The organism is Clostridium intestinale DSM 6191 (assembly GCF_900130055.1).
Taxonomy (GTDB): Bacteria; Bacillota; Clostridia; order Clostridiales; family Clostridiaceae; genus Clostridium_T; species Clostridium_T intestinale.
Window position 1 is genome coordinate 79,666 of sequence record NZ_FQXU01000014.1, and the last position, 24,771, is coordinate 104,436.

The following is a 24,771-nucleotide window of genomic DNA, read 5'->3' on the forward strand; positions in this document are numbered from 1 at the left end:
GGGCTTTATGAATAAGAGGAGCATTATAGATATTAAAGAAATTGCATTTATTAGTTTTTTATCACTGTGTTATATATTTTTTAATTCCAATAATTCAAGTGGCATAATAAAAGGCAAAGTTATAGTTATTTTAATGACTATGGGAAGTTTAATAATTGTTAAGTTATTCAGAAAACAATTAGAACAAGAGGGGAAAATATATTCTAATAAGAAAGCTATTTATCCATTTATTTTACATCCTTTAATTGTCATTGGTTTTGGAGTATATGAATTAATATATAAAGTGAGTTTTGTAGATAAAGTTGAAAGTAATTTGGGTAAATTAGTACTTGTTTTATGTGTAGGAATGATACCTTTTATGTGTTATTTATTTGGAATAAAGATATCTAATTTTAAGTGGAGGATTTCATTAAAACAGATAATTGTAATATCGGTAGTATGCGTAGTATATGGTGTAATTAGATTTTTGTTTTTGGGAAAAGATGGATTAAGATATTATTCTTCATATGATGAAAATATAATGGCCTTTATGATAGATACATTAATTAAGTTTATTAGCCCAGGTTTTTTTGAAGAAATAGCTTATAGAGGTTTTTTTATGTCAGCACTTTTATCTTATAATCTAGATATCAAAAAAATCAATATGATTCAGGCAGTAGTTTTTGGACTAACTCATTTTAGTTTGTATTATGGAGATTATGGTTTTATGGGTATTTTTTTAACAGGTGGGCAAGCTTTAGGGGGATATGTACTAGGGGAAATATATATAAGGACTAAATCTTTGACTCCTTGTATTATATTTCATGTGTTTTTAGATGTTATATAAAATAAGGAGGATTTATGAAAAAGATTAAGGTATTTATTTCTGTAATAGTGGTTGTTTTAATTACTGTATACATAGGTAATAATTCAATAAAAATTTCAGAATATAATATAGAAAACTCCAAGATTCCAGATGAGTTCAATAATATGAAAATACTTCAACTATCGGATTTACATAGTAAAAAATTTGGTAAGGATAATTCATATCTGGTTAAGAAAATTAATGAAATTAATCCTGATATTGTTGTAATGACTGGAGATATGATGAATTCTAAAGGTGATGATGGGGAAGTTTTGATAAATATTATTAAAAAGCTTGGAAATAAATATCATATTTATTATATTGTAGGAAATCACGAGCAAATTTTAGAAAGTAATGATTCGGAGTTATTTAAAAATTATTTAGATAAACTGCTGGATCTTAAAGTTAAAGTGATAAATAACGATAAAATTGAACTTAAAAAAGAGAAAAGTGTTATTAACTTATATGGGATGTGGATTAATTTAAGATACTATGTGGATAAAACTAATAATAATCAAAAAGATATTACTTTTAATGATGAGACAGTTAATCAAATATTAAAAACATCAGATAAAGAAAGTTTTAATTTATTGATAACCCATAACCCATTGTATTTTGAGGCATATTCTAAATGGGGTGCGGATTTAACTTTAGCTGGTCATATACATGGAGGGATAATAAATATACCTTTTGTTGGAGGCGTGTTATCTCCGGAGAAAAAACTTTTCCCTAAATACTATGGAGGGGATTATGTATTTAATAATAGTAATATGATAGTTAATAGAGGTCTTGGAAATGAAGGATATCTAATTAGGGTTTTTAATAGACCAGAGATGAGTGTTATAAATCTAAAAAATTAGAAAGAAGTGTGAGAGATGAAAAAGAAGCTAATAATCATAAATGGAACTATGGGTGTTGGAAAGAGTACTATTTCAAAAGCTTTATATAAAAATCTTAAAAATTCTGTCTGGCTTGATGGGGATTGGTGTTGGATGATGAATCCTTTTGTAGTCAATGATGAAAATAAGAAGATGGTTGAAGATAACATAGTTTATCTTTTGAGTAATTTTTTAAGGAATTCTTCCTTAGAATATGTTGTTTTTAACTGGGTGATTCATGAAGAGAGTATTTTTGATCTTCTATTAAATAGACTTAAAGATTTTGATTTTGAGTTATATAAGATAACTCTTATATGTTCAGAGGAAGTTTTAAGAAATAGGATTGTTGAGGATTTTAAGAATGGAAGAGGAGATAGAAATTTAGAGAATAGTCTTAAAAGGCTTGAGCTTTATAGAAATATGGATACTATAAAGATAGATACAAGTTATAAAGACGTTAGTGAGACGGTAGATGAAATTATAAAAGCAATAAATGAGTAGTTAATTTTAAGAGTATGTTATAATGCTCTTATTTTTCTTGCATAGGAAGAAAGTGCTTTCCTATGCAAGAAAATAGGAATTGAGCGCCTGCCAGTTTTCTTCACATGCGTTCAGAAAGGCAGATGCGCAAAAAAAATCGACGGCTCATAATCGCCTTGACGATTTTTTATTTCAATAATGTTATAATAAATTATCGAATTTGGTTTTAAGGTATGTATTTTATAAATAAACTTATAATATAGGAAGGGATAATCTCATTTGACGTTAGGGGGCTTGGGCGTGAAAAAGAGTAAGGACAGGGATTTTAAAAAGCTTAAAGAACAGATTAGTAACATTGAAACTATTGCGAGAAATTCCAAAAATAATGCCTTGTGGGAGCAGGAGGCCTCTTTAAGAAAGAAAATAAAGATTTTAAAAGGTATGCAGGATAAAGGTTTTAAAGGGTTTAAGGATGTATATTATAGATATATAGATTTATTTAAGTATGTGTCTGAGCGAATAATAGAGGATTACAATAGAAAAAATGGAACTGAATTTAGTTTTAATAAAATAATAAAGGATGACTACGAAGGATTCATGAAATCTGGGGTGTTGAGTATTTTACTTACGAAGCATATACCTAAGGTTTTGGAAGAAGACTTTAACAGAACTTTTCCTAAAAATCCAAAAGATGAATATAGAGAAACTAGAAAATATAAGAGAAGATTTTATCTGCATTTAGGAGAAACCAATACAGGAAAAACTTATAATGCCATGGAAGCTTTAAAGAAGGCTAAGAAAGGGATTTATTTATCTCCCCTGAGAATCTTAGCTCTTGAAAACTATGAAAAGCTAAATAAACAAGGGGTTCCTTGCGATCTTGTAACTGGTGAGGAAGAAGATTTAGTTGAAAATTCTAGACATATAAGCTGCACTATAGAAAAACTTAATATAGATGATGAATATGATGTAGGCATAATTGATGAGATTCAAATGATTAAGGATGACTTTAGAGGTTTTGCTTGGACTCGAGCAGTTTTGGGTCTTAAGGCTAGAGAAATTCATGTGTGTGGTGCTTTTAATGCTAAGAATATATTAGTAAATATTATTGAAGATTGTGGAGAGGATTATGAAATAATAGAATATGTAAGAGAGATGCCTTTAATAGTTGAAGATAAAGCATTTAAGCTTAAAAATACATCAGCTGGTGATGGGTTAGTTGTTTTTTCTAAGAAAAAGGTGTTGGAGTTAGCTAGTTATTTTGCTGAAAAGGGCATAAAAGCTAGTCTTATATATGGTGATTTACCTCCAGAGGTTAGAAGAAAGCAATATGAGGAATTTGTAACTGGTGAAAATAGTATTTTAATAACAACTGATGCTATTGGTATGGGGGTTAATCTTCCATTAAAAAGAATTGTGTTTATGGATACTAGGAAGTTTGATGGTAATGAGGTAAGAAGTTTAACATCTCAAGAAATTAAGCAGATAGCAGGAAGAGCAGGTAGAAAAGGCATTTATGAGAGGGGTTATGTAGCGGCTTATGGAGAAAGTGGAGAATTTATAAGATATAACTTGGAGACTAAGGATGAGAATATTCATGAAGCTGTTTTAGGTCCTAGTGAAGGGATTGTAAATATAAGAAATATCCCACTTAAGGATAAGCTTGCCCTTTGGAGCACAAGAGAAGTTGATGGTAGTTTATACAGAAAGATGGATGTCAGTGAATATATAATAAAACTTGAAAATATAAAGACCTATAGATTATCTCAAGAAATAGAGTGGAAACTTATGAAGATTCCTTTTGATATTAGTGAAAGAGAACTTATGATAACTTATTTGAGTTATATAGATGAAATATTTATATCTAATAAGAAGGAAATAACCAAACCTAGATATTTTATGAATGATTTAAAGGAATTAGAGCTTTATTATCAGAGGATAAATATATATTATTCCTTTGGTAAGAATTTTGGACTGGAAATAGATATTGATTGGATTAAAAAAGAGAGAGTAAAAATAGGAGAGAAAATAAATAGACTTTTAAAGAATATAAGGGAAGAAGCCGAAGATTTAGAATCCTAGGCTTCTTCTATTTTTTGGTGTAGAAAAGGCTTATTATGCAAGTTTAGGGTACTTTGAAAATATGCTTTTACTCTTTTTAGCTTCCTCTAAATCAAATGAGTTTATATACATTTCTTTAATTTCGCTTATAAGAGGATATCTTGGATTAGCTCCTGTACATTGATCATCAAAAGCTTGCTCACACATATCATCAAGATTTCTATAGAAGCTTTCTTTTGATATTCCATATTCTTTTATGCTCATAGGAATATTTATTTTCTTTTTAAGTTCATTTATAGCTTTTATTAATAAATCTACTTTTTCATCCTCAGTATTTCCACCAAGGTTTAGATAATCAGCTATCCTTGCATATCTCATTTTTATATTAGGATATTTATATTGAGGGAATCCTGCTTGTTTTTTAGGATCATCTGCTGCATTAAATTTTATAACTTCATTTATTAGTAAGGCATTAGCTACTCCATGAGGAATATGGTGTTCTGCTCCTAGTTTGTGAGCCATTGAGTGACATACTCCTAAGAAACAGTTTGCAAAAGCCATTCCTGCCATAGTTGAAGCATGAGCCATTTTTTCTCTAGCCTTAATATTTGTTGTTCCTTCTTCATAAGCAAGAGGAAGATATTTAAATATAAGTCTTATAGATTCTAGTGCTAATCCATTAGTATATTCAGAAGCTTGAATAGATGTGTAGGCTTCTAATCCATGAGTTAATGCATCTATTCCTGAAGCACTGGTTAATCCTTTTGGCATATTCATCATTAATTCTGCATCTACTATAGCCATATCAGGTGTTAACTCATAATCTGCAAGTGGATATTTTATGCCTGATTTTTCATCAGTAATAACTGCAAAAGGTGTAACCTCAGAGCCTGTACCAGCAGAGGTTGCTATTGCTACCATCATTGCCTTAGTACCTAATTTAGGGAATGGACATATTCTCTTTCTTATATCCATGAATCTCATAGCAACATCTTCGAATTGAATCTCAGGGTGTTCATATAAAACTCTCATTATTTTTGCTGCATCCATAGGAGATCCTCCCCCTAGGGCTATAATTACATCAGGATTATAACTTAACATTTCATTTGCACCTTTAAGGGCAGTAGATAGAGTTGGATCAGGTTCAACTTCAGTAAATATTCTAAAGTCTACTCCTATTTCACTAAGAACATCTGTAACTCTATTTGTATATCCTAGATCATTTAATATTCTATCTGTTACTATAAAAGCTTTCTTTTTTCCTAAGTCCTTTAGTTCTCTTATAGCAAATGGTAAAGAACCATATTTAAAATAGGTTTTTTGTGGAACTTTAAACCAAAGCATATTTTCTCTCCTCTCAGCTACGTTTTTTATATTTAATAAATGTTTTGGTCCAATGTTATCTGAAACTGAGTTTCCACCCCATGGACCACAGCCTAGTGTAAGTGAAGGGGTTAATCTAAAGTTAAATACATCCCCCATAGCTCCATGAGTAGCTGGAACATTTATTAAAGTTCTAACAGTTTTCATGTTTAAAGTGAATTTATCTAATTTTTCTTGTTGTGTTAAGGTATCTATATAAAGGGTTGAGGTATGTCCTAAACCACCTTGTTCGATTAATCTTGAAGCTTTTTCTATAGCTTCATCAAAGGTTTTAACTCTGTACATTGTTAGTACAGGAGATAATTTTTCATGTGCTAAAGGTTCAGAGAATTCTACAGATTGTGCCTCTGCCACTAAAACTCTTGTATTATCTGGTACAGTAATTCCAGCAAGTTCAGCTATTTTTAAGGCAGATTGTCCTACTATATTTGGATTTATATTACCTTTAACTAATAGTATTTTTTTAAGTTTTTCTGCTTCGAAGAATCTTAATACATAAGCGCCTCTTTCTTCAAATTCCTTTTTTACATCATCATAAATAGAGTCTAAAACTAATACTGATTGCTCTGAAGCACATATTACGCCGTTGTCAAAGGATTTAGATAAAATGATTGAGCTTACTGCCATTTTTATATGAGCAGTTTCATCTATTATGGCAGGGGTATTACCAGCACCTACACCAATGGCAGGCTTACCAGAAGAGTAAGCAGCCTTAACCATAGCAGGGCCACCAGTTGCTAATATGATATCAGCTTCTTTCATAACAATTTGAGAAAGTTCTATACTAGGTTCATCAATCCATCCAATTATACCCTCTGGAGCTCCAGCTTCAACCGCTGCTTTTAAAACTATTTTTGCAGCTTCAATAGTAGCATTTTTTGCTCTCGGATGAGGAGAGAATATAATTCCATTTCTTGTTTTTAAAGAAATCAATGCTTTAAATATAGCTGTTGATGTAGGATTGGTGGTAGGAATAATAGCAGCTACAACTCCTATAGGAGAAGCTATTCTTTTAAACCCAGCAGATTCATCATGCTCTAAAACACCACAAGTTTTTTCATCTTTATATTTATTGTAAATATACTCAGCTGCAAAATGATTTTTCATAACCTTATCTTCCAAAACACCCATACCACTTTCTTCTACAGCCATTTTAGCTAATTTAATTCTTGCATTATTTGCAGCTATGGCAGCATTTCTAAAAATCTTATCTACTTGTTCTTGGGTATATGAGGAAAATATCTTTTGAGCTTTTCTTATTTCTTCTAGTTTAACCATTAAATCTTCACTATTAGTAACTTTCATACAAATCCCTTCCTTTAATCCAAATTGTTAATTATTTAACATCTATGTTAATAATATAACGAGAGTTGAATTAAATCAAGACTATTTTCAGAAAATTTTAAATTTACAGTTTAATTAAAATTTAGCTATATAAGCTGAGTAGCTAATGAAAATGTTTAAATAAGGTGGAAATTTTTATGAGAAAAATAGTAAATTCATAAATAATTGATATCAAAATTGATAATTATTTAACATGAAAATATATAAGAAAAAGTGAGATTTATCTCACTTTTTCTTAATCTATAACAGTTATATTTTGTCTGCTATAAAGATTTTTGATTTCAGAACTAATAGAGTCAGTTATTAAATAACTCAAATCTTGAGGTGGGCAAACAACTTGATTTGAAACTGTTCCTAGTTTATCTGAAGTAACAAGTGCTATTATTTCAGATGAAATTGATACCATTTTTCTTTTGGTCAAACATTCAGAAAGGGTAGGGCAGCTTACCCCTATTTGAGAGTCTATATTGTATATACCCATAATATAGATATCAACTCTCATGGTAGATAATGCCTCAACCGTATCTATTCCAACGTTAATCATTGATTTTTTGTTCAATGTGCCACCAAGCATAATAACTTCTATTTGTTTGTGATTAGCTAAAGCTACAGCTATTGGTGGACTGTTTGTTATTACTGTTGCTTTTAGATTGATAGGTAACTGTTTTGTTAAACATAAATTTGTAGTTCCACCATCAATCAATAAAACCTGATCATCTTTTATAAAGGGTAAAGCTTTTTGAGCTAAACTCATCTTTATATCACTGAAGACTTTTTCTCTAATAGAAAAATCCTCAAGTGGTGGACCTAGTCTAAGAGCACCACTATGAACTCTTCTAATTAATCCTTTATTATCTAGATCTTTTAAATCTCTTCTAATGGTATCTTCCGAAACAGATAATCTATGACTTAAATCACTTGCAATAACCTTTTGCTCAGAGTTTATAATTTTTAAAATTTCCTGTTGACGTTCTTCTTTTAACATAATCACCGTTCCAATCTGCTGAATAGATATACTATAAAGAATATGATAACATATATTTTACAATTATTAAATAAAATATAAACAATTAAATATAAGAAAAAAAACGCAAATAAAAGTAAAAAATATGCGTTAATATACTTTACTTAGCGTGAAAAATAGATTAGAATATAAATGAAGAAGCACAAAACCGCTATAACGGGCAAAAATAAGAAAATAGCTTCAACAATTGTTGCATGTATTCAGTACATCAGCATTCTTAAAAGAAATCGTATAAAATTTATAAAATCTTTGGCAACAACATGCCAATAAAAAATAAGATTTAAGATAAGATTTAAGGAGGAAAAAAAGTTGAATACAGAAAAACTAAAAGATATAGCAAAAGCTATAAGAGTAGACATCATTGAAATGTTAACAGCATCAAAATCAGGACATCCAGGTGGATCATTATCTATCGCAGATATATTAACAGTATTATATTTCGAGGAAATGAACATAAAGGTAGAAGATCCTAGATGGGAAGACAGAGATAGATTTGTTTTATCAAAAGGTCATGCAGCACCAGGATTATATGCAGCTTTAGCAGAAAGAGGATATTTCCCAAAAGAAGAACTTAAATCTTTAAGAAAATTTGAATCAATACTTCAAGGACACCCAGACATGAAGAAAACTCCAGGAGTAGATATGTCAACAGGATCACTTGGACAAGGATTATCAGCAGCTAATGGAATAGCTTTAGCAGGAAAATTAAATAAAAAAGACTATAGAGTATATACAATAATCGGAGACGGAGAACTTCAAGAAGGACAAATCTGGGAAGCTGCAATGAGTACATCTCATTACAAATTAGATAATGTAGTAGCTTTCATAGATCATAATGGACTTCAAATAGATGGATCAAACGAAGAAGTTATGAACGTAAATCCAGTAGATGCGAAGTTTGAAGCTTTCGGATGGAATGTTTTAGTGATAGATGGACATAATTTAGAAGAAATAAAAGAAGCTTTAGTTAAAGCAAAAGAAGTTAAAGGAAAACCAACAGCAATAATAGCTAAGACAGTTAAAGGAAAAGGCGTTTCCTTCATGGAAAATAAAGCTTCATGGCATGGAACTGCACCAAATGAAGAACAAAAAGTACAAGCTTTAAGTGAGTTACAAGGAGGAGAAAAATAATGAATATAGCAACTAGAGAAGCTTACGGAGAAGCATTAAAAGAATTAGCATCAAATGAGAACGTAGTAGTATTAGATGCAGACCTTGCAAAAGCAACTAAGAGTGGAGAATTCAAAAATGTTGCACCAGATAGATTCTTTGATATGGGAATAGCAGAAGGTGACATGATTGGAACAGCAGCAGGATTAGCTACATGTGGAAAAATACCATTTGCAACTACTTTTGCTATGTTTGCAGCAGGAAGAGCATTTGAGCAAATCAGAAACTCAGTAGCTTATCCAAAATTAAATGTTAAAATAGCTGTAACTCATGCTGGTATAACAGTAGGAGAAGATGGTGGAAGTCATCAAGCTATAGAAGATATATCTTTAATGAGAAGTATACCAAATATGGTAGTAATAAATCCAGCTGATGCAGTAGAAGCTAAAAAAGCAGTATTTGCAGCAGTAGATTATTATGGACCAGTTTATATAAGATTCGGAAGAGCAGCTACACCTGTAATCCATGATGAAAACTATGAATTCAAAATAGGAAAAGGTGAAGTTTTAAGAGAAGGAAAAGATGTACTTATAGTAGCAACAGGAATAATGGTAGCTAAAGCTTTAGAAGCAGCAGAAACATTAAGCAAAGAAAACATAGAAGCAACTGTTGTAAATATACCAACTATAAAACCATTAGATAATGAACTTATAGTAAACTTAGCTAAATCTATAGGTAAAGTAGTTACAGCTGAAGAACACAGTATAATAGGTGGATTAGGTTCAGCAGTAGCAGAAGTATTAGCTGAAGAAGCTCCAGCTAAACTTAAGAGAATCGGAGTTAAAGACGTATTTGGTCAATCAGGAACTCCAGATGTTTTATTAGCACATTATGGATTAACTGCAAAAGACATAGTTGAAGCAGCTAAATCACTTTAATAGTAATTACTAAGGGGGGAAATAACCATGAGCACAAGTTTATATAATGTAGTAGATGATAATACAAAACTTACATTAAAAAAGCTGAAAAATGGTACGGATATAAGGGGAATAGCTATAGAAACTGAAGAGTACAAAGAAACCCTAAGCCCCGAAATTGTGAAATTACTTGGAGTTGGTTTTGCAAAGTTTTTAAAAAATAAGTCAAATAATAAAGATAATATAAAAGTGGCATTAGGTATGGACTCAAGATTATCAGGTCCTAGTTTAAAATCAGCTTTGACTGAGTCTCTAACTAAAGTTGGAGTAAATGTAGATGATTGTGGGATTACTACCACACCATCTATGTTTATGACTACAGTTTTAGAAGATTATAAATGTGATGGATCAATAATGATAACAGCTAGCCACCTTCCATATTATTATAATGGTCTTAAATTTTTCACTCCACTTGGGGGATGTGAAAAAGAAGATATTGATGAAATAATAAATTTGGCTTTAGAAGATAATGAAGATTATATAGTGGTATCACAAGGAACTGTTTCAGAAATAGATTTAGTAAAAGACTATTCTAAATTACTAGTTGATAAAGTAAGAAATGCTGTAGGAACTGAAAAACCATTGGCAGGAAGCAAAATAATAGTGGATGCAGGAAATGGAGCAGGTGGATTCTTTGCAGATAAGGTATTAAAGGAACTTGGGGCAGACATTGAAGGTAGTCAGTTTTTAGACCCAGATGGAACTTTCCCTAACCATATACCTAACCCAGAAAACAAAGAAGCTATGGAATCTATAAAAAATGCAGTACTTAACTCAAAAGCAGATTTAGGAATAATCTTTGACACCGATGTAGATAGATCAGCAATAGTTTCTAAAACAGGAGAAGAGATAAATAAAAATGCTCTTATAGCATTAATATCTTCTATAGTTTTAAAAGAAAATGAGGGCGCAACTATAGTTACAGATTCTATTACCTCAACAGGATTAGCAGAATTTATAACTAACTTAGGTGGAGTTCATCATAGATTTAAAAGAGGATATAAAAATGTCATAAACGAAGCTAAAAGACTTAATGAAGAAGGCATCGTATCTCCTCTAGCAATAGAAACTTCAGGGCATGCAGCTTTAAAGGAAAACTATTTTCTAGATGATGGGGCTTACCTTATAGTAAAGATCCTTATAGAAATGTCCAAACTGAAAAAAGAAGGCAAGGATATAGATTCCTTAATAAAAGACTTAAAACATCCTTTAGAAACTGAAGAAAAAAGGATAAAAATTAAGTGTGAAGATTTTAGACCTTACGGACAGTCTGTTATAGAAGATTTAAAAGAGAGTGTTTCTACTATAGAAGGCTGGAGTATTGAACCTAAAAACTATGAAGGAATAAAAATTAATTGCTTAAAAGAACAAGGCTGGTTCCTACTCAGATTATCTCTTCATGAGCCTTTACTTGCTTTAAATATAGAAAGTGACTTAAGTGGTGGAGCAAAAGATATTTATAGTAAGTTAGCTAAACTTTTGGAGAAATATAAGGAATTAGCATTATAAAGAAATACACAAATAAGGTTAGAGAGTAAAATCTCTGACCTTATTTTTTTTTGCCTCAAAATTGAGAACTTTCTCATTTAAATAAATCTAACATTAGTATAAAATTTTAAGAAAATGTATACAGAAAACGTAAGTCTATTTTTGAAAATGTATACAGTTTAATTTCTTTTGGCTTAGAAAGGGGGTTAGGAGATAAATTACAATTAGAAATATGTTTGGCACAGCACTTGCTAAATATATAAACGTAGGAGGATTTAGTATGAATTTAAAAGACAAGTTTATAAACCTAATAAAAAATGAAAACAAAAAAGATCCTTATACTGATGCTAAGCTTGCAAAGATGTTAGCTACATCAAGAGAAAATATCACCGCATTAAGAAAAGAACTTAATATAGGAAACTCTCGAGAAAGAAGAAAACCTTATCTTGAAAGTAAAGTAGAAGAAATTCTAAAAAAAGATCCTAAAATAAATGTAAGTAAAATAACTAGGAAACTTTTAGAAGATGGTTTTGATATATCGAGGCATGTAGTTGAAGAGTTATTGCAAGAAAACGGTGAAAATATTGAAAAGATAATTGATGGAGATGAATACTCAGATCCCTTTGAACTTTTGATAGGTTATAACGGAAGTTTAAAAAAATGTATTTATCAAGCTAAATCAGCAATACTATATCCACCTTTTGGACTTCCTACATTAATTACAGGTGAGAGTGGTGTTGGTAAAACACAATTTGCAGAGAGTATGTACAAGTTTGCTAAGAATTATAGAGAAGGTTCAGAAGACATGCCTTTTATAATATTCAACTGTGCAGATTATGGGGACAATCCTCAATTATTATTATCCTTATTATATGGATACAAAAAAGGTGCTTTTACAGGAGCAGATTCAGATAGTGAGGGATTAGTAGAACAAGCAAATAATGGGATACTTTTTTTAGATGAAATTCATAGACTTCCCCCAAAAGGACAAGAAATACTTTTCTCAATATTAGATAGGGGTACATTTAGAAGGCTTGGGGAAACAGGTGTTGAAAGAAAAGTAAATATAATGTTCATAGGTGCTACAACAGAAAACATAGAATCTCAGCTTCTCCTAACATTTAGAAGAAGAATACCTATGATAATTTCTATACCGTCATTAAAAGAAAGATTTTTTGTAGAAAAAATTAATCTTATATATCAGTTTTTTCAAGAAGAGTGCGACAGAATCAATTACAAGATTTATATAGAGGCAAGAGTAATTGAAATATTGACACTAAAAAAGTTTAACGGAAATATAGGCCAGCTGAAAAGTATAATAAAGGTCATTTGCGCCAGAGCATTTATGAAACACATAAATAGAAGCGAAGACATAATCAATATAGGTTATGACGAAGTTTTAGAATCAAACATAGTTGATAATGGTCTTATGCTAGAAGATGTAAATGTAATGGAAGTTAGAAAGTATAGCAAGGATATGATACTCATTCCCTTGTCTGGAAATAAGATAGAGGTTTTAAAAAACAGTAAAAATGATGATGTGTTTTTAGAAGATTTTTATTCTCAAATTGAAAAGAAGTACCATGAACTATTAAATCTAGATATGGAAGCAGAAGAGTGTGAAGAGATACTTTGGACCTTTATAGTAAATAAGTTTAAGGATCTAGAATTTGATGGGGACAAGGATAAATTAGTTACCTTAAATGATTTAGTAAATCTTATTGATGGAGATATAGTTAACTTAGTTAAAGAGCTAAGAGGGAGTTTGATTAAAAACATTGACTCATCGAATGAAAACGTATTTCTTTATTTAGCTATACATCTTGAAGAAGCTGTTAAGAGGATAATGCTTAAACAGCAGATAATTAACATTAACTTAGCTAAGATAAAGGACGAACTCTTTGAAGAATATAGATCAGCATTAAGTTTTGCAGAAAAATTAGAAAAGAAGAAAAACATAAAAATACCAGAGGATGAAGTTGGATTCATTGCTATGTATATAAAGGCAGCCACTGAAAAGAAACCAAATGAAAGTAGAGTAGGGGTAATAGTTTTATCTCATGGACAGATTGCTACAGAAATAGTAAAGGTCACAAAACAACTATTAAATGTTAATTTCCCAGTAGCAATAGATATGCCTTTAAGTGAAAACCCATCTGTAATTTATGAAAAGGCCCTAGCAGTTTCTAAAATAGTGGATGAAGGAAAAGGAATAATATTTTTAGTTGATATGGGCTCATTAGTTAAGGTTGGGGGAATGATTTCAGACAAGCTTGGAATAAAAACTAGGACAATAGACAGAGTAGATTTATTAAGTGTTATAGAAGCCGCTAGAAAGGCATCTTTACACGATAGCGATTTAGATGAAATTTATTTCAGCCTAACTAGATCTAGAGTAAGTTATCCTAACTTAATTGTAGAAGAAACCTCAAAACCTAAAGCAATAGTTACACTTTGTTTAACTGGAGAAGGAACAGCTTTATTTATAAAAGAATCTTACTTAAAAAATTATCCTAATCTCAATATATTTCAGCTAGGTGTTATGGATGAAAAGCTAAGGGAAAAGATTAAAGAAATAGGAATGAATTATAAGATTATAGCAATAGTAGGTACTATAAATCCAGAGATTGAGGGAATAAACTTTATACCTTATGATCCACTATTAATAAATAACGGATCAAGAGAACTGGAATTTATATTAAATAAAAGCAAGCTTAATAGTAGCTCAATATATGATGATGATTTAATTCTCTTTGAACCCGATATTAAAAATGCTAAGGAGTTAATTGAAATAATGTGCTCCTTACTTATAAATAAAGGATATGTAAATAAAGGTTTTATGAATTCTGTACTAAAAAGAGAAGAAATAGTTCCAACCTTCTTTAAAGGGGGAGTAGCTATGCCTCATGGAGATACATCAGAAGTAAAAAGATCTTCTATGGTTTTCGTAAAACTCAAAAGACCTATAAGTTGGGGATTTGGTAATGTTCAAATAGTATGTCTACCAACCCTTAGAGTTAATGATAAAAATCTTGTAAAAAGTATGTTAAAGCCATTCTTAAAACAAGAGTTTATAGAAGAATTAAAGGCTACTAAAAGCATTAAAGAGTTTAAAGATAAAATTTACTATATATTAAATTAATTAAAGGAGTGAAAATATCATGTTAGATTTAGATTTAATCGAACTAAAATTAAAAGCAAAGTCGTCACAAGAGGTCATAGAAAAGTTAGGAAGTCTTATGTTATCAAAAGGATATGTTCTAGATAGTTATGTAGATGCAGTTCTTGATAGGGAGGAAACACTTCCTACTGGATTACCTATAGATGGGTTTAGCGTAGCTATACCACATACAGATTCAGGTCACGTAAATGAGTCAACAATAGCAATTGCTACATTAGAGGAACCGGTAGAGTTTAATATGATGATAGACCCTACACAAAAAACAAAAGTGCAATTAGTATTTTTACTTGCAGTAAAAAATCCTAATGCACAGGTTCAGTTACTAAAAACATTAATGTCAGTTTTCCAAAACAAAGAATTGTTGATGAATCTTCAAAAAGCTTCCTCAAAGGAAGAAGTAAATGAGCTATTACGCTGCTTGGCAGTCTAATATAAAAATAATATGAAAAGGGGTAGAATGTAAAATGAAAAAATTCAGTGTTTTATCAGTATGTGGATCAGGAACAGTTACTTCATCAATGATAGCTGAAAAGCTAAAAGATGAACTTGAAGAAAGAGGTATATATATTACAACTAAGGAAGCTAGACCAACAGAAGCTTATAATTTAGTATCGGGAGGAGGTTTTGATTTTATAACTCATACAAGTCCACTTCCAGAAGCAGATTATGGTATTCCTACTATTAATGCTGTAGGATTCTTAACTGGATTTGGAGAAGAAGAATTCCTTGATGAAGTTATGGCTGTTATTGAAAAATTAAGTAAAAAGTAGAATAAAGGGGAGGGGTCAAGATGTTTTTTCAAACACTAAAACAAATTTTTGATACATTTGGAGCACCAATATTTGTTCCTATAATGATTTTTGTTATAGCAAAAATCTTAAAAGTAAAAACTAAAAAAGCTTTCTTTTCAGCTTTATATGCAGGGGTAGGACTTGAAGGGTTCACGTTATTATTAAATTCATTTACACCAATCATATCACCAATTGTTCAAAAGATGGTAGATACAACAGGAATTCAATTACCTGCCTTCGACGTAGGTTGGCAAGCAACAGCTTTAGTTGCATTCTCAACTGAACCAGGAATGATATTTTTAGCAGTAGGTTTGATAGTTCAGACTTTACTATTTGTTCTTAAAGTTACAAATGTATTCCAACCTTCAGATCTTTGGAATAATTACTCTTATATAGTATGGGGTTCAATGGTATTTGTAGTTACTAAAAACATGTTCTTAGCATTAGCTTGCATGATTTTATTAAACATGTACAGCTTATTAATTGCAGAGCTTATGGCAAAAAGGTGGTCAAGTTATTATCAATATCCAAACTGTACAATAATCGCTATGCATAATATAGAAGCAGCAGTATTTACAGCAGCTTTTGATCCAATACTTAATGCAATAGGATTTAATAAAATAAAGTTAAATCCACAAATACTACAAAAGAAACTAGGTTTCTTTGGAGAACCAATTTCTTTAGGTTTACTATTAGGTATGTTTATAGGTGCACTTGGAAACTTAACATCACTTAACACTTTAGCAGCTTGGGGAGAAATAACTAAGATGGGTATTGCAACAAGTGCAATCATGGCTATATTCCCTAAGATAGCAGGACTTTTTGCTCAAGCATTCCTTCCAATAACTGAAGCTGCTAGAAAGAGTCTTAAAAAAGGTTCTAACTCTACACGTGAATTCTACCTAGGTGTTAATGATGCTACAGGATATGGTGAACCAGCTACATTAATCAGTGGAGTTATATTAATTCCAATCATGGTAGTAGTAGCAATGGTTTTACCAGGAAACAAAGTATTACCAGTTGTAGATTTACTAGCATTGCCTTACATGGTACAAGGTATAGTTGCATTAACAAATGGTAACATGGCTAAAACAATAGTTAATGGAATCATTTGGTTTGGACTTGGACTATTAATGTGTACTTACACAGCACCATTATTTACTGAAATAGCTACAGGGGTAGGAATCGCACTACCTGCAGGAGCTTTAATGATAACAAGCTTTAATATTTTAGGAAAACCACTTATGGGATTAGTATTCTTTGCATTCTTAAGTCAAAATCCTATATTTATCGGTTTAGCAGTAGCTGTATATGTAGTATTACTATTATTATTCAGAAAGAACAAAGATGTAATCTATGATTACCTAGAAAGACAAGCTGCAAAAAATAACCCAGAACCAATAGCAGAAGCAGTTTAATATTTAAAATAGAAATGTAGTGATGGCTTATTAAGGCCACGCTACATTTTTTATTTGTGAAGTTATACACCTTCATGCTGTAGAAACTCCTATTAGTCTTATAAAATTCATTTATTGTAATACTACCTCTAAAGAATAAAAAACTGCATACTTAATTATTTAATTATCACCGTACTTATGGTAGTACGGTGATAATTAAGTAATTAGATAATTAAGTAATTAGATAATTAAATAATTAGATAATTACTTAATTAGGTAATTAGGTAATTAAAAATGCACCGCTGTTCTGTAGAAGTTCGAAGAACTTCATTAAATCCTTTTAACCACTGCTCTGTAGAAGTTCGAAGAACTTCATTAAGTTTCTCATAGTCTATTTCTATAAAGGAGGAAAGCAGTAGAGGAGTAAAGAAGTAGGGGAGTAAAGGAGTAGAGCCGTATACCAATAAATAATTATACAGAGGTAACATCAGTTACAGAAATGAGCTATACAAAGTGATACACTTTAATTAATCACTTATAGAAATTAATGGTAATCAAAAGTGAATAATTATTTTAAGGAGGAGCTTTTTATGAAGGGATTTGTTGATAAGGATGCCTGTATAGGTTGCGGATTATGTGCTGCTGTATGTCCAGAAGTATTTGAAATGGACGATGAAGGAAAAGCGCAAGCAGTAGAAAATGAACTTGAAGGTAACTTAGTTGAAAGTGCAAAAGAAGCTGAAGAGCAATGTCCAGTAAGTGCTATAACAGTAGAGTAATTAACTTAAAACTTAGACACTAATTTTAAACTTATAAAAGTAGACTACATTCTATTTAAATTACAATGATGAGAAGTCATGTGATTTGTGGAGATGTAGTCTTTTTTTTGTTCCTTTAAGATACACTCCTACAGATTAGCGGTGGAAGGAATCTAATGGAGCTGCACTAATGCTCTGTAGAGACTTCTTCTCAAGTCTCGTAAGATTCCTTTAGGGTGCGCTCCTACAGAATAGTAGTTAAAAGGAGTTTGATGGAGCTGAGGTGCGCTCCTACAGTACAAAGGTGCCCAAAAAGCATAAACATTTTATGAAAAAGGATAATTTTTAAGGAAATGTAATGAAGATGGAAGTTTTACTGTAAAAATCTGCTTTTACATACAGTGTAAATTTATATTTTTGGTTGGCATGGGACTTGCTTTTTATTAATTACAAAAGGTGAACTTTTTAAATAAGGGTATCCTACTAGGAACCTTCTGAAAGGAGTAATAGTTCAATGGAAGGAAAAATGAAAGCAGCAGTTATACATGCATTAAAAGATATTAGATGTGAGATGGTAGACATTCCACAGATAGGATCAGATGATGTTTTGGTTAAAGTTAAATATGCAGGAATATGTGGATCAGATTTACCAAGAGCAATGGTTAGTGGGGCAAGAAAGTATCCATTAATATTAGGACATGAATTTTGCGGTGAGATAGAGGAAGTTGGAGCAAATGTTACAGATTTTGTAAAAGGAGATAGAATTGCTATAGCACCACTTATACCTTGTGGAGAATGTGAATATTGCAGAGCTGGAAATTATGGTTTATGCGATCATTACAATATTATAGGAACTGGAAGTAATGGGGCTTTTGCTGAATATACTAAGGTTCCAAAGGAACATGTACTTAAGATTCCTGATACATTAGATTTTGAAACAGCAGCAGGAATAGAGCCAGCTACAATAGGTTATCATGGATTAGCTAAGGCAGAAATAACACCTGGGGATACTGTTGTAGTAATGGGATGTGGTCCAATAGGTCAATTTACTATGCAATGGGCTAAGATTTTTGGAGCTTCAAAAGTTATAGCCGTTGATATATTTGATGAAAAGTTACAACTTGCAAAAGAATTAGGTGCAGACATAACAGTTAATTCAAAGGATTGTGATGCAGTTAAAGTAATTAGAGAATTAACTAATGGTGGAGCTGATGTAGTTGCAGAAACAGCAGGAAGTAAATTCACACAAGAGCAAGCAATACTAATAGCTAAAAAAAGAGGAAGAGTAGTTTATCTTGGAATATCTCATTCTGAATTACATCTAAAAGAAGAGTCCATAGAAAGTGTATTAAGAGGAGAAATTAAGATACAAGGTTCTTGGAATTCATATACATCACCATATCCAGGAAGAGCTTGGTATGCAACTATAGATTTCATGTCAAAGGGTGAAATTAAATTCAAACCAATGATATCTCATAAGATAAAGGTTGAAGAAGTAGGTAAGTACTTAGAAGATATGGCTGGCAGAAAAATTTACTTCAATAAAGTCCTAGTAGAATTTTAGATGTTTAAAATACTAAAGCATATAGTAAAGGAGAAATAGAGATGGGAATAAAAATATCACCTTCAATATTAGGAGCAAACTTTTGTAATTTAGAGAAGGATATACACAGCTTAGAAAGTCATGGAATAAAATCACTTCATATTGATGTTATGGACGGTAACTTTGTACCTAATATAGCTTTTGGACCAGATCAAATTAAGATGCTTAGGGGTATAAGCAAAGATTTAGAATTTGATGTTCACATGATGGTAAAAAATCCAGATATGTTTATTGAGGCTTTAGTGGAAGCTGGGGCGGATAATATAACAGTTCATGCAGAAACTTGCCCTCATCTCTATAAGACTATTTATACTATAAAAAGCTTTGGCATAAAAGCAGGTGTATCTTTAAATCCTGCTACATCAATAGAGGCAATAAAACATGTTAAGGAAATGCTAAACAAGGTTTTAGTTATGACAGTAGAGCCTGGATTTGGAGGACAAACCTTTATACCATTTATTGGACATAAAATAAAGGAACTACATGAACTTAAAATGGCTAAAGGTTTAGATTTTGATATACAAGTAGATGGTGGAATAAATATAAACAATATTTCAAAGGTTATGGAACTTGGAGCTAATGATATAGTTATAGGTTCTGCAATGTTTGAAGGTGGCGATATTTCTAAAACCTTAGCTGAATTTAATAAAGTGGTTTCAAAATTCTACTAAGGTCTTAGTAGAGTAGGATTTTTTGTGGTAAATGAGTTAAGAAATGGATTAGATGTAAGAGCAGTATTTATAAGTGTTTATGGGGTGAGAGTATGATAGCAATAGGTTGTGATCATGGTGGATATGAACTTAAAGAAGCAATAAAGAAGCAATTAGAGAAAAATAATATTGAATATAAAGACTTTGGAAGCTATTCAAGTGAAAGTGTAGATTACCCTAAGGTAGCTTTTGAAGTAGCAACAGAAGTGGCTCTTAAACATTTTGAAAAAGGCATATTATGCTGTGGTACAGGGGTAGGCGTTTCAATTGCAGCTAATAAAGTGCCAGGAATAAGAGCAGCTTTAGTAAGTGATAAATTCACAGCAAAGGCAACGAGAGAACATAATGATTCCAATGTTTTATGTTTAGGTGGAAGAGTTATAGGAGAAGAGCTTGCTTTTATGATAGTTGATATATGGTTAAATACAGAGTTTATAGGAAAACATCATACAAGAAGATTAGAACAAATTAAGGATTATGAAGCATATTAAACTAAAATCAGAGAGGAGAAATTTAAAATGTTAGAACAATTAAAAGAGAAGGTATTAAAAGCAAATTTAGATTTACCGGGATATGGACTTGTTAAGTTTACTTGGGGAAATGTTAGCGCAATAGATAGGGAGACAGGCTTAGTTGTAATAAAACCAAGTGGTGTTGAATATGATAATATGACAGCTGAGGATTTAGTAGTAGTAGATTTAGATGGAAACATAGTTGAAGGGAAATTAAGACCATCTTCAGATACACCAACTCATTTAGTATTATATAAGAAGTTTAAGGATATTGGGGGAATAGTTCATACACATTCACCTTGGGCTACAATATGGGCACAGGCAACTAAGAGTGTACCAGCATTCGGGACAACTCATGCAGATCACTTTTATGGAACAATTCCATGTACAAGAGCTTTAAATGAACAAGAAATAAAAGGTCAATATGAAGAAGAAACTGGTAATGTAATAGTTGAAACTTTTAAAGATATAGATCCAAGTCAAATGCCAGGGGTACTAGTATATAGTCATGGACCATTTACTTGGGGAAAAGATGCTGATGAAGCAGTTCATAATGCAGTTATATTAGAAGAAGTTTGTAAAATGGCTTATGATACTTTAAACTTAAATACTCATCTGGCATCTATAGATAGTAACTTACTAGATAAACATTTCTTAAGAAAACATGGTGCAAACTCATATTACGGACAAACTAAGTAATTCAATAATTAATAGCATAACTTGTTTCAAGACTTGTTATGCTATTAATTTTATTAGGGGGATAGAATATGTTAGAGAATTTAAAGAGGGAACTTCTACAAGTAGCTAAAGATGCTGAAAAATTAGGACTTTGCAGGCATAAGTCAGGAAACTTCAGTATAAGAGACAGAAAGAGTAATTTAGTGGTTGTAACTCCAGCAGGAGTTGACAGAAATGAACTTATTCATGAACAGATTTGTGTAGTTGATATGGAGGCAAATGTAATAGAAAGATTAGGAGATATGAAACCTACAAGCGAACTTTTAATGCATCTACAGATATATAAGACAAGACCAGATGTTAATGTAATAGTTCATACTCATTCAAAATTTGCTACTTCATTTGCAGTGCTTAAAAAGCCTATACCAGCAATAGTGTATGAGTGTTCGGTACTAGGATTAAAAGAAGGGATAATTCCAGTAGCTGATTATGGAACTCCAGGAACAACGGCACTTTCTAATAGCGTAATAGAACCAATACAAAAAGCTGATGTAGTACTTTTAGAAAGTCATGGAGTAGTAACTGTTGATAAAAATAGTAAAGACGCACTACTTAAAGCTAACTACGTAGAAGAATTAGCAGAGATTTATTATAGAGCTCTTATGATGAATGGTGGAAAAGAACCTAAGGCTGTAAGTTTAGATGAAATTCAAAAATGGAGATATCCTTCTGAAATAAAGTTTTAGGACTAAGGGGAGTTTTATAAAGAGAATACTGTAAGTTTAAAAGCCATCTTTTGTATGAAAGATGGCTTTTATTATCTATAAATCTTCAGTACATTCTTTTAAAACTTTTCCTATAGAATCATGTATAACTAAATCAGCTTTAGTGTCAGCAGAGGTAGTGCTTTTGTTTATTAGTATTAGATTTTTTCCTTTAAAATAATTAATTAGTCCAGCAGCTGGGTAAACAACTAATGAAGTGCCACCAATTATTAAAGTGTCAGCATGAGCTATTGCATTAACAGCTCCATTTATAACATCCTCATCTAACCCTTCTTCATATAAAACAACATCTGGTTTTACAGTTCCTCCACAGTCTGTGCAGCTAGGAGTTTTAGAAGATTTTAATATAAATTCTACTGGATAAAATTTATGACATTTAGTGCAGTAGTTTCTGTGAACAGATCCGTGTAGTTCAAAAACAGTCTTAGAACCAGCAGCTTGATGAAGTCCATCTATATTTTGAGTAATAACTGCTTTTAGTTTACCTAGTTTTTCGAGTTTAGCTAGTGCTAAATGAGCATCATTGGGTTTAGCTTCTTCATAAATAAGTTTATCTTTATAAAATTTATAAAAATCCTCAGTATATCTCATAAAATATGTATGAGAAACTAGTTGTTCAGGAGTAAAAGTTTTATTTAACTTCTCATTGAATAGGCCGCTAGCGCTTCTAAAATCAGGAATTCCAGATTCAGTGGATACACCAGCACCCCCAAAGAACACAATATTATTTGAATTTATAAGTATTTCTTTTAATTTATCTATGCTCATAGAATCTCCTTACATTTAAAGTAAATATAAGTATATTATATCACTTATATATAAAAAGTACCGAGAACTATTATTCTCGGTACTCACAAAATTTATAAGGATATCCTTACTTTTGTTATTCTTTTTTCCTTAACTTCCTCTATATTAAAAGTTATATTCTCATAAGTAAGATTATAAGTCTCTCCATCTTTAGGTATAGAGCCTAGTAGATTTATTAAGAATCCACCTAAAGTGTCTGTATAGCCATCTTCTAGTTCCATATGAAGAGAGTCTGCTAAGTCATCTAAAGATAATAAACCATTTGCTACATAGGTCTTATTATCTAATTTTTCTATATGAGGTTCTTCGTGATCATCTTCATCATTTATATTACCCATAACTTCTTCAATAAGATCTTCTATAGTAAGTATTCCTGAGAAACCACCATATTCATCTATTAATATAGCCATAGTTTTCTTATTGGCTTGAAGTTCTCTAAATAATATATCTATATTTTTAGTTTCTGGTACAAAATAAGGTTGATGAAGAATTTCTCTAATATTAATATTATCAAAACCAACTTTACGAGCCTGTACTATAAAGTCTTTCATATAAAGAATACCTATAATATTATCTATATCATCTTCATAAACAGGTATTCTAGAAAATCTTTCTTCTAATAACTCATCAATGGTTTCTCCTATAGGGGTATCTATATTAAGTAGGTATACATCGGTTCTAGGTGTCATAATTTCTTTTGATATAGTATCATCAAACTCGAATATACTCTCTATCATATCTTTTTCGGTTTCATTTATTACGCCATGTTCTTGTCCAACTTCTATTAAAGAACGTATTTCTTCTTTAGATACTTTCTCTTCTAAATCATCATCATTAAGCTTTGTTATTCTAAGCAATAAATTTGTTGATCCAGAAAGTAGTTTTACATATGGTAAAGCAATTTTAGAAATAAAAATTATAGGTTTAATTGAAAACATTGCTATAGCTTCTGCTTTCTTTAAGGCGATACGCTTAGGAAATAACTCTCCAAATACAAGAGTTACATAAGAAAGTAAGATAGTAACAACAATTTGAGCTACATTACTACTATAAGGAACACTTAGACTATCTAATAGTTTAGCTAATTGTCCTGATACTCCAGTAGCTGCAGATGCACTAGCAAAAAATCCAGCTAAGGTAATACCAACTTGTATAGTAGATAGAAAATTACTAGGTTCGTTCATAAGATCTTCTAGTAATTTAGCTTTTTTGTTGCCTTCTTCGGCAAGGTGTCTGATCTTATTTTTATTAATTGAGACTATTGCCATTTCTGCTGATGCAAAAAAAGCATTGATTAAAGTTAGGATAACTATCAAAACTAATTGAGTCGTGACGCTACCCTCAGGGACTGATTCCATTAAAATTCCTCCTTGTTATTAAACAAAATATGTTATGAAATATATAATACCATATTTAATGATTATATTAAAGTTTTAGTAAGATTGAAAATTTAAATTATAATAAATATTCACAAAACTAAAGAATACAGGCCCTAGTGTATCAATATAAGAAATACTTAGTAAAATAACGAATTATTTAGGAATATAGAAATAATATGATAAATATGATAGATTTGTAGAAAAAGGTCGAAATATATGTGTTAAGATATTATTTGTCGCTGCGGTACAGTAGCGAAAAACAAAAAAACAAAAATGGTCTTTGAAAATTAAACAGAGGAAACTTAAGAAGTTTTGAATAAACTTATTTTATAGTCAACGTAATTCTTAGAGTAAGATTAAACTAAAATTTGTGCACATTAGTGTGACACTTAAATTGAGAGTTTGATCCTGGCTCAGGACGAACGCTGGCGGCGTGCTTAACACATGCAAGTCGAGCGAGGAAATTGCTTCGGTAATTTCCTAGCGGCGGACGGGTGAGTAACACGTGGGCAACCTGCCTGATAGAGGGGGATAGCCTCCCGAAAGGGAGATTAATACCGCATAAAGTCAAATGAAGGCAT

21 protein-coding genes and 1 rRNA gene are annotated in these 24,771 nt (G+C 31.2%); 18 read left to right on the plus strand and 4 right to left on the minus strand.

Annotated features, from left to right (window positions below; translation table 11 throughout):
• The first annotated feature begins 7 nt into the window (after positions 1–7).
• The 4 genes from BUA92_RS18885 to BUA92_RS18900 all read left to right on the plus strand — a co-directional run bounded on the left by BUA92_RS18885 (position 8) and on the right by BUA92_RS18900 (position 4,284).
• Entirely contained in the window at positions 8–826 is an 819-nt protein-coding gene (locus BUA92_RS18885) for a CPBP family intramembrane glutamic endopeptidase (RefSeq protein ID WP_073022228.1), read from the plus strand.
• Positions 827–840: 14 nt separating this feature from the next.
• Positions 841–1,704, plus strand: a complete 864-nt coding sequence (locus tag BUA92_RS18890) for a metallophosphoesterase (protein WP_073022229.1) — start codon at positions 841–843, stop codon at positions 1,702–1,704.
• 15 nt (positions 1,705–1,719) lie between these two features.
• Positions 1,720–2,223 (plus strand): AAA family ATPase, encoded by a 504-nt coding sequence (locus BUA92_RS18895; RefSeq protein WP_073022230.1) that lies wholly within the window; start codon positions 1,720–1,722, stop codon positions 2,221–2,223.
• A gap of 279 nt (positions 2,224–2,502) precedes the next feature.
• Entirely contained in the window at positions 2,503–4,284 is a 1,782-nt protein-coding gene (locus BUA92_RS18900) for a helicase-related protein (RefSeq protein WP_073022231.1), read from the plus strand.
• A gap of 33 nt (positions 4,285–4,317) precedes the next feature.
• Here BUA92_RS18900 and adhE read toward each other — a convergent pair whose 3' ends face one another.
• Entirely contained in the window at positions 4,318–6,951 is a 2,634-nt protein-coding gene (adhE, locus tag BUA92_RS18905; protein WP_073022232.1) for a bifunctional acetaldehyde-CoA/alcohol dehydrogenase, read from the minus strand.
• 274 nt (positions 6,952–7,225) lie between these two features.
• Positions 7,226–7,975: a DeoR/GlpR family DNA-binding transcription regulator gene (locus BUA92_RS18910; protein ID WP_034856372.1), complete on the minus strand. Its 750-nt coding sequence runs from the start codon at positions 7,973–7,975 to the stop codon at positions 7,226–7,228.
• A gap of 348 nt (positions 7,976–8,323) precedes the next feature.
• Between BUA92_RS18910 and BUA92_RS18915 the strand changes: the two genes are divergently transcribed.
• The 13 genes from BUA92_RS18915 to BUA92_RS18975 all read left to right on the plus strand — a co-directional run bounded on the left by BUA92_RS18915 (position 8,324) and on the right by BUA92_RS18975 (position 21,965).
• A complete protein-coding gene (locus BUA92_RS18915; RefSeq protein ID WP_021803690.1) occupies positions 8,324–9,145 on the plus strand; it encodes a transketolase in 822 nt (273 codons plus the stop codon).
• Positions 9,145–10,062, plus strand: a complete 918-nt coding sequence (locus BUA92_RS18920) for a transketolase family protein (protein ID WP_021803689.1) — start codon at positions 9,145–9,147, stop codon at positions 10,060–10,062. The genes BUA92_RS18915 and BUA92_RS18920 overlap by 1 nt, the downstream gene beginning before the upstream one ends.
• A gap of 27 nt (positions 10,063–10,089) precedes the next feature.
• Complete coding sequence (locus tag BUA92_RS18925) at positions 10,090–11,610, plus strand: phosphohexomutase domain-containing protein (protein ID WP_073022233.1); 1,521 nt, start codon at positions 10,090–10,092, stop codon at positions 11,608–11,610.
• Positions 11,611–11,821: 211 nt separating this feature from the next.
• The gene (locus BUA92_RS18930; RefSeq protein WP_341413347.1) at positions 11,822–14,731 is read left to right on the plus strand and encodes a sigma 54-interacting transcriptional regulator; all 2,910 of its coding nucleotides are present in this window, start codon (positions 11,822–11,824) and stop codon (positions 14,729–14,731) included.
• Between the two features lie 19 nt (positions 14,732–14,750).
• The gene (locus BUA92_RS18935; RefSeq protein WP_073022234.1) at positions 14,751–15,200 is read left to right on the plus strand and encodes a PTS sugar transporter subunit IIA; all 450 of its coding nucleotides are present in this window, start codon (positions 14,751–14,753) and stop codon (positions 15,198–15,200) included.
• Positions 15,201–15,234: 34 nt separating this feature from the next.
• Positions 15,235–15,540, plus strand: a complete 306-nt coding sequence (locus BUA92_RS18940; RefSeq protein WP_021803685.1) for a PTS sugar transporter subunit IIB — start codon at positions 15,235–15,237, stop codon at positions 15,538–15,540.
• 20 nt (positions 15,541–15,560) lie between these two features.
• On the plus strand, positions 15,561–16,979 hold the full coding sequence (locus BUA92_RS18945) for a PTS galactitol transporter subunit IIC (RefSeq protein WP_073022235.1): 1,419 nt from the start codon (positions 15,561–15,563) through the stop codon (positions 16,977–16,979).
• A 569-nt stretch (positions 16,980–17,548) separates the two neighbouring features.
• Positions 17,549–17,737 (plus strand): ferredoxin, encoded by a 189-nt coding sequence (locus tag BUA92_RS18950; RefSeq protein ID WP_073022236.1) that lies wholly within the window; start codon positions 17,549–17,551, stop codon positions 17,735–17,737.
• Between the two features lie 493 nt (positions 17,738–18,230).
• Positions 18,231–19,280, plus strand: a complete 1,050-nt coding sequence (locus BUA92_RS18955) for a galactitol-1-phosphate 5-dehydrogenase (protein ID WP_073022237.1) — start codon at positions 18,231–18,233, stop codon at positions 19,278–19,280.
• A 41-nt stretch (positions 19,281–19,321) separates the two neighbouring features.
• Positions 19,322–19,990 (plus strand): ribulose-phosphate 3-epimerase, encoded by a 669-nt coding sequence (gene rpe, locus BUA92_RS18960; protein WP_073022238.1) that lies wholly within the window; start codon positions 19,322–19,324, stop codon positions 19,988–19,990.
• A gap of 92 nt (positions 19,991–20,082) precedes the next feature.
• Positions 20,083–20,520, plus strand: a complete 438-nt coding sequence (gene rpiB / locus BUA92_RS18965) for a ribose 5-phosphate isomerase B (RefSeq protein ID WP_073022239.1) — start codon at positions 20,083–20,085, stop codon at positions 20,518–20,520.
• A gap of 27 nt (positions 20,521–20,547) precedes the next feature.
• Entirely contained in the window at positions 20,548–21,240 is a 693-nt protein-coding gene (araD, locus tag BUA92_RS18970; protein ID WP_073022240.1) for an L-ribulose-5-phosphate 4-epimerase, read from the plus strand.
• A 68-nt stretch (positions 21,241–21,308) separates the two neighbouring features.
• On the plus strand, positions 21,309–21,965 hold the full coding sequence (locus tag BUA92_RS18975) for a class II aldolase/adducin family protein (protein WP_073022241.1): 657 nt from the start codon (positions 21,309–21,311) through the stop codon (positions 21,963–21,965).
• Between the two features lie 75 nt (positions 21,966–22,040).
• Here BUA92_RS18975 and BUA92_RS18980 read toward each other — a convergent pair whose 3' ends face one another.
• Both BUA92_RS18980 and BUA92_RS18985 read right to left on the minus strand, forming a co-directional pair.
• Positions 22,041–22,772, minus strand: a complete 732-nt coding sequence (locus BUA92_RS18980; RefSeq protein WP_073022242.1) for an NAD-dependent protein deacylase — start codon at positions 22,770–22,772, stop codon at positions 22,041–22,043.
• 92 nt (positions 22,773–22,864) lie between these two features.
• On the minus strand, positions 22,865–24,169 hold the full coding sequence (locus BUA92_RS18985) for a hemolysin family protein (RefSeq protein ID WP_073022243.1): 1,305 nt from the start codon (positions 24,167–24,169) through the stop codon (positions 22,865–22,867).
• A 411-nt stretch (positions 24,170–24,580) separates the two neighbouring features.
• Here BUA92_RS18985 and BUA92_RS18990 point away from each other — a divergent pair.
• Positions 24,581–24,771 (plus strand): 16S ribosomal RNA (locus BUA92_RS18990); the annotation flags it as partial.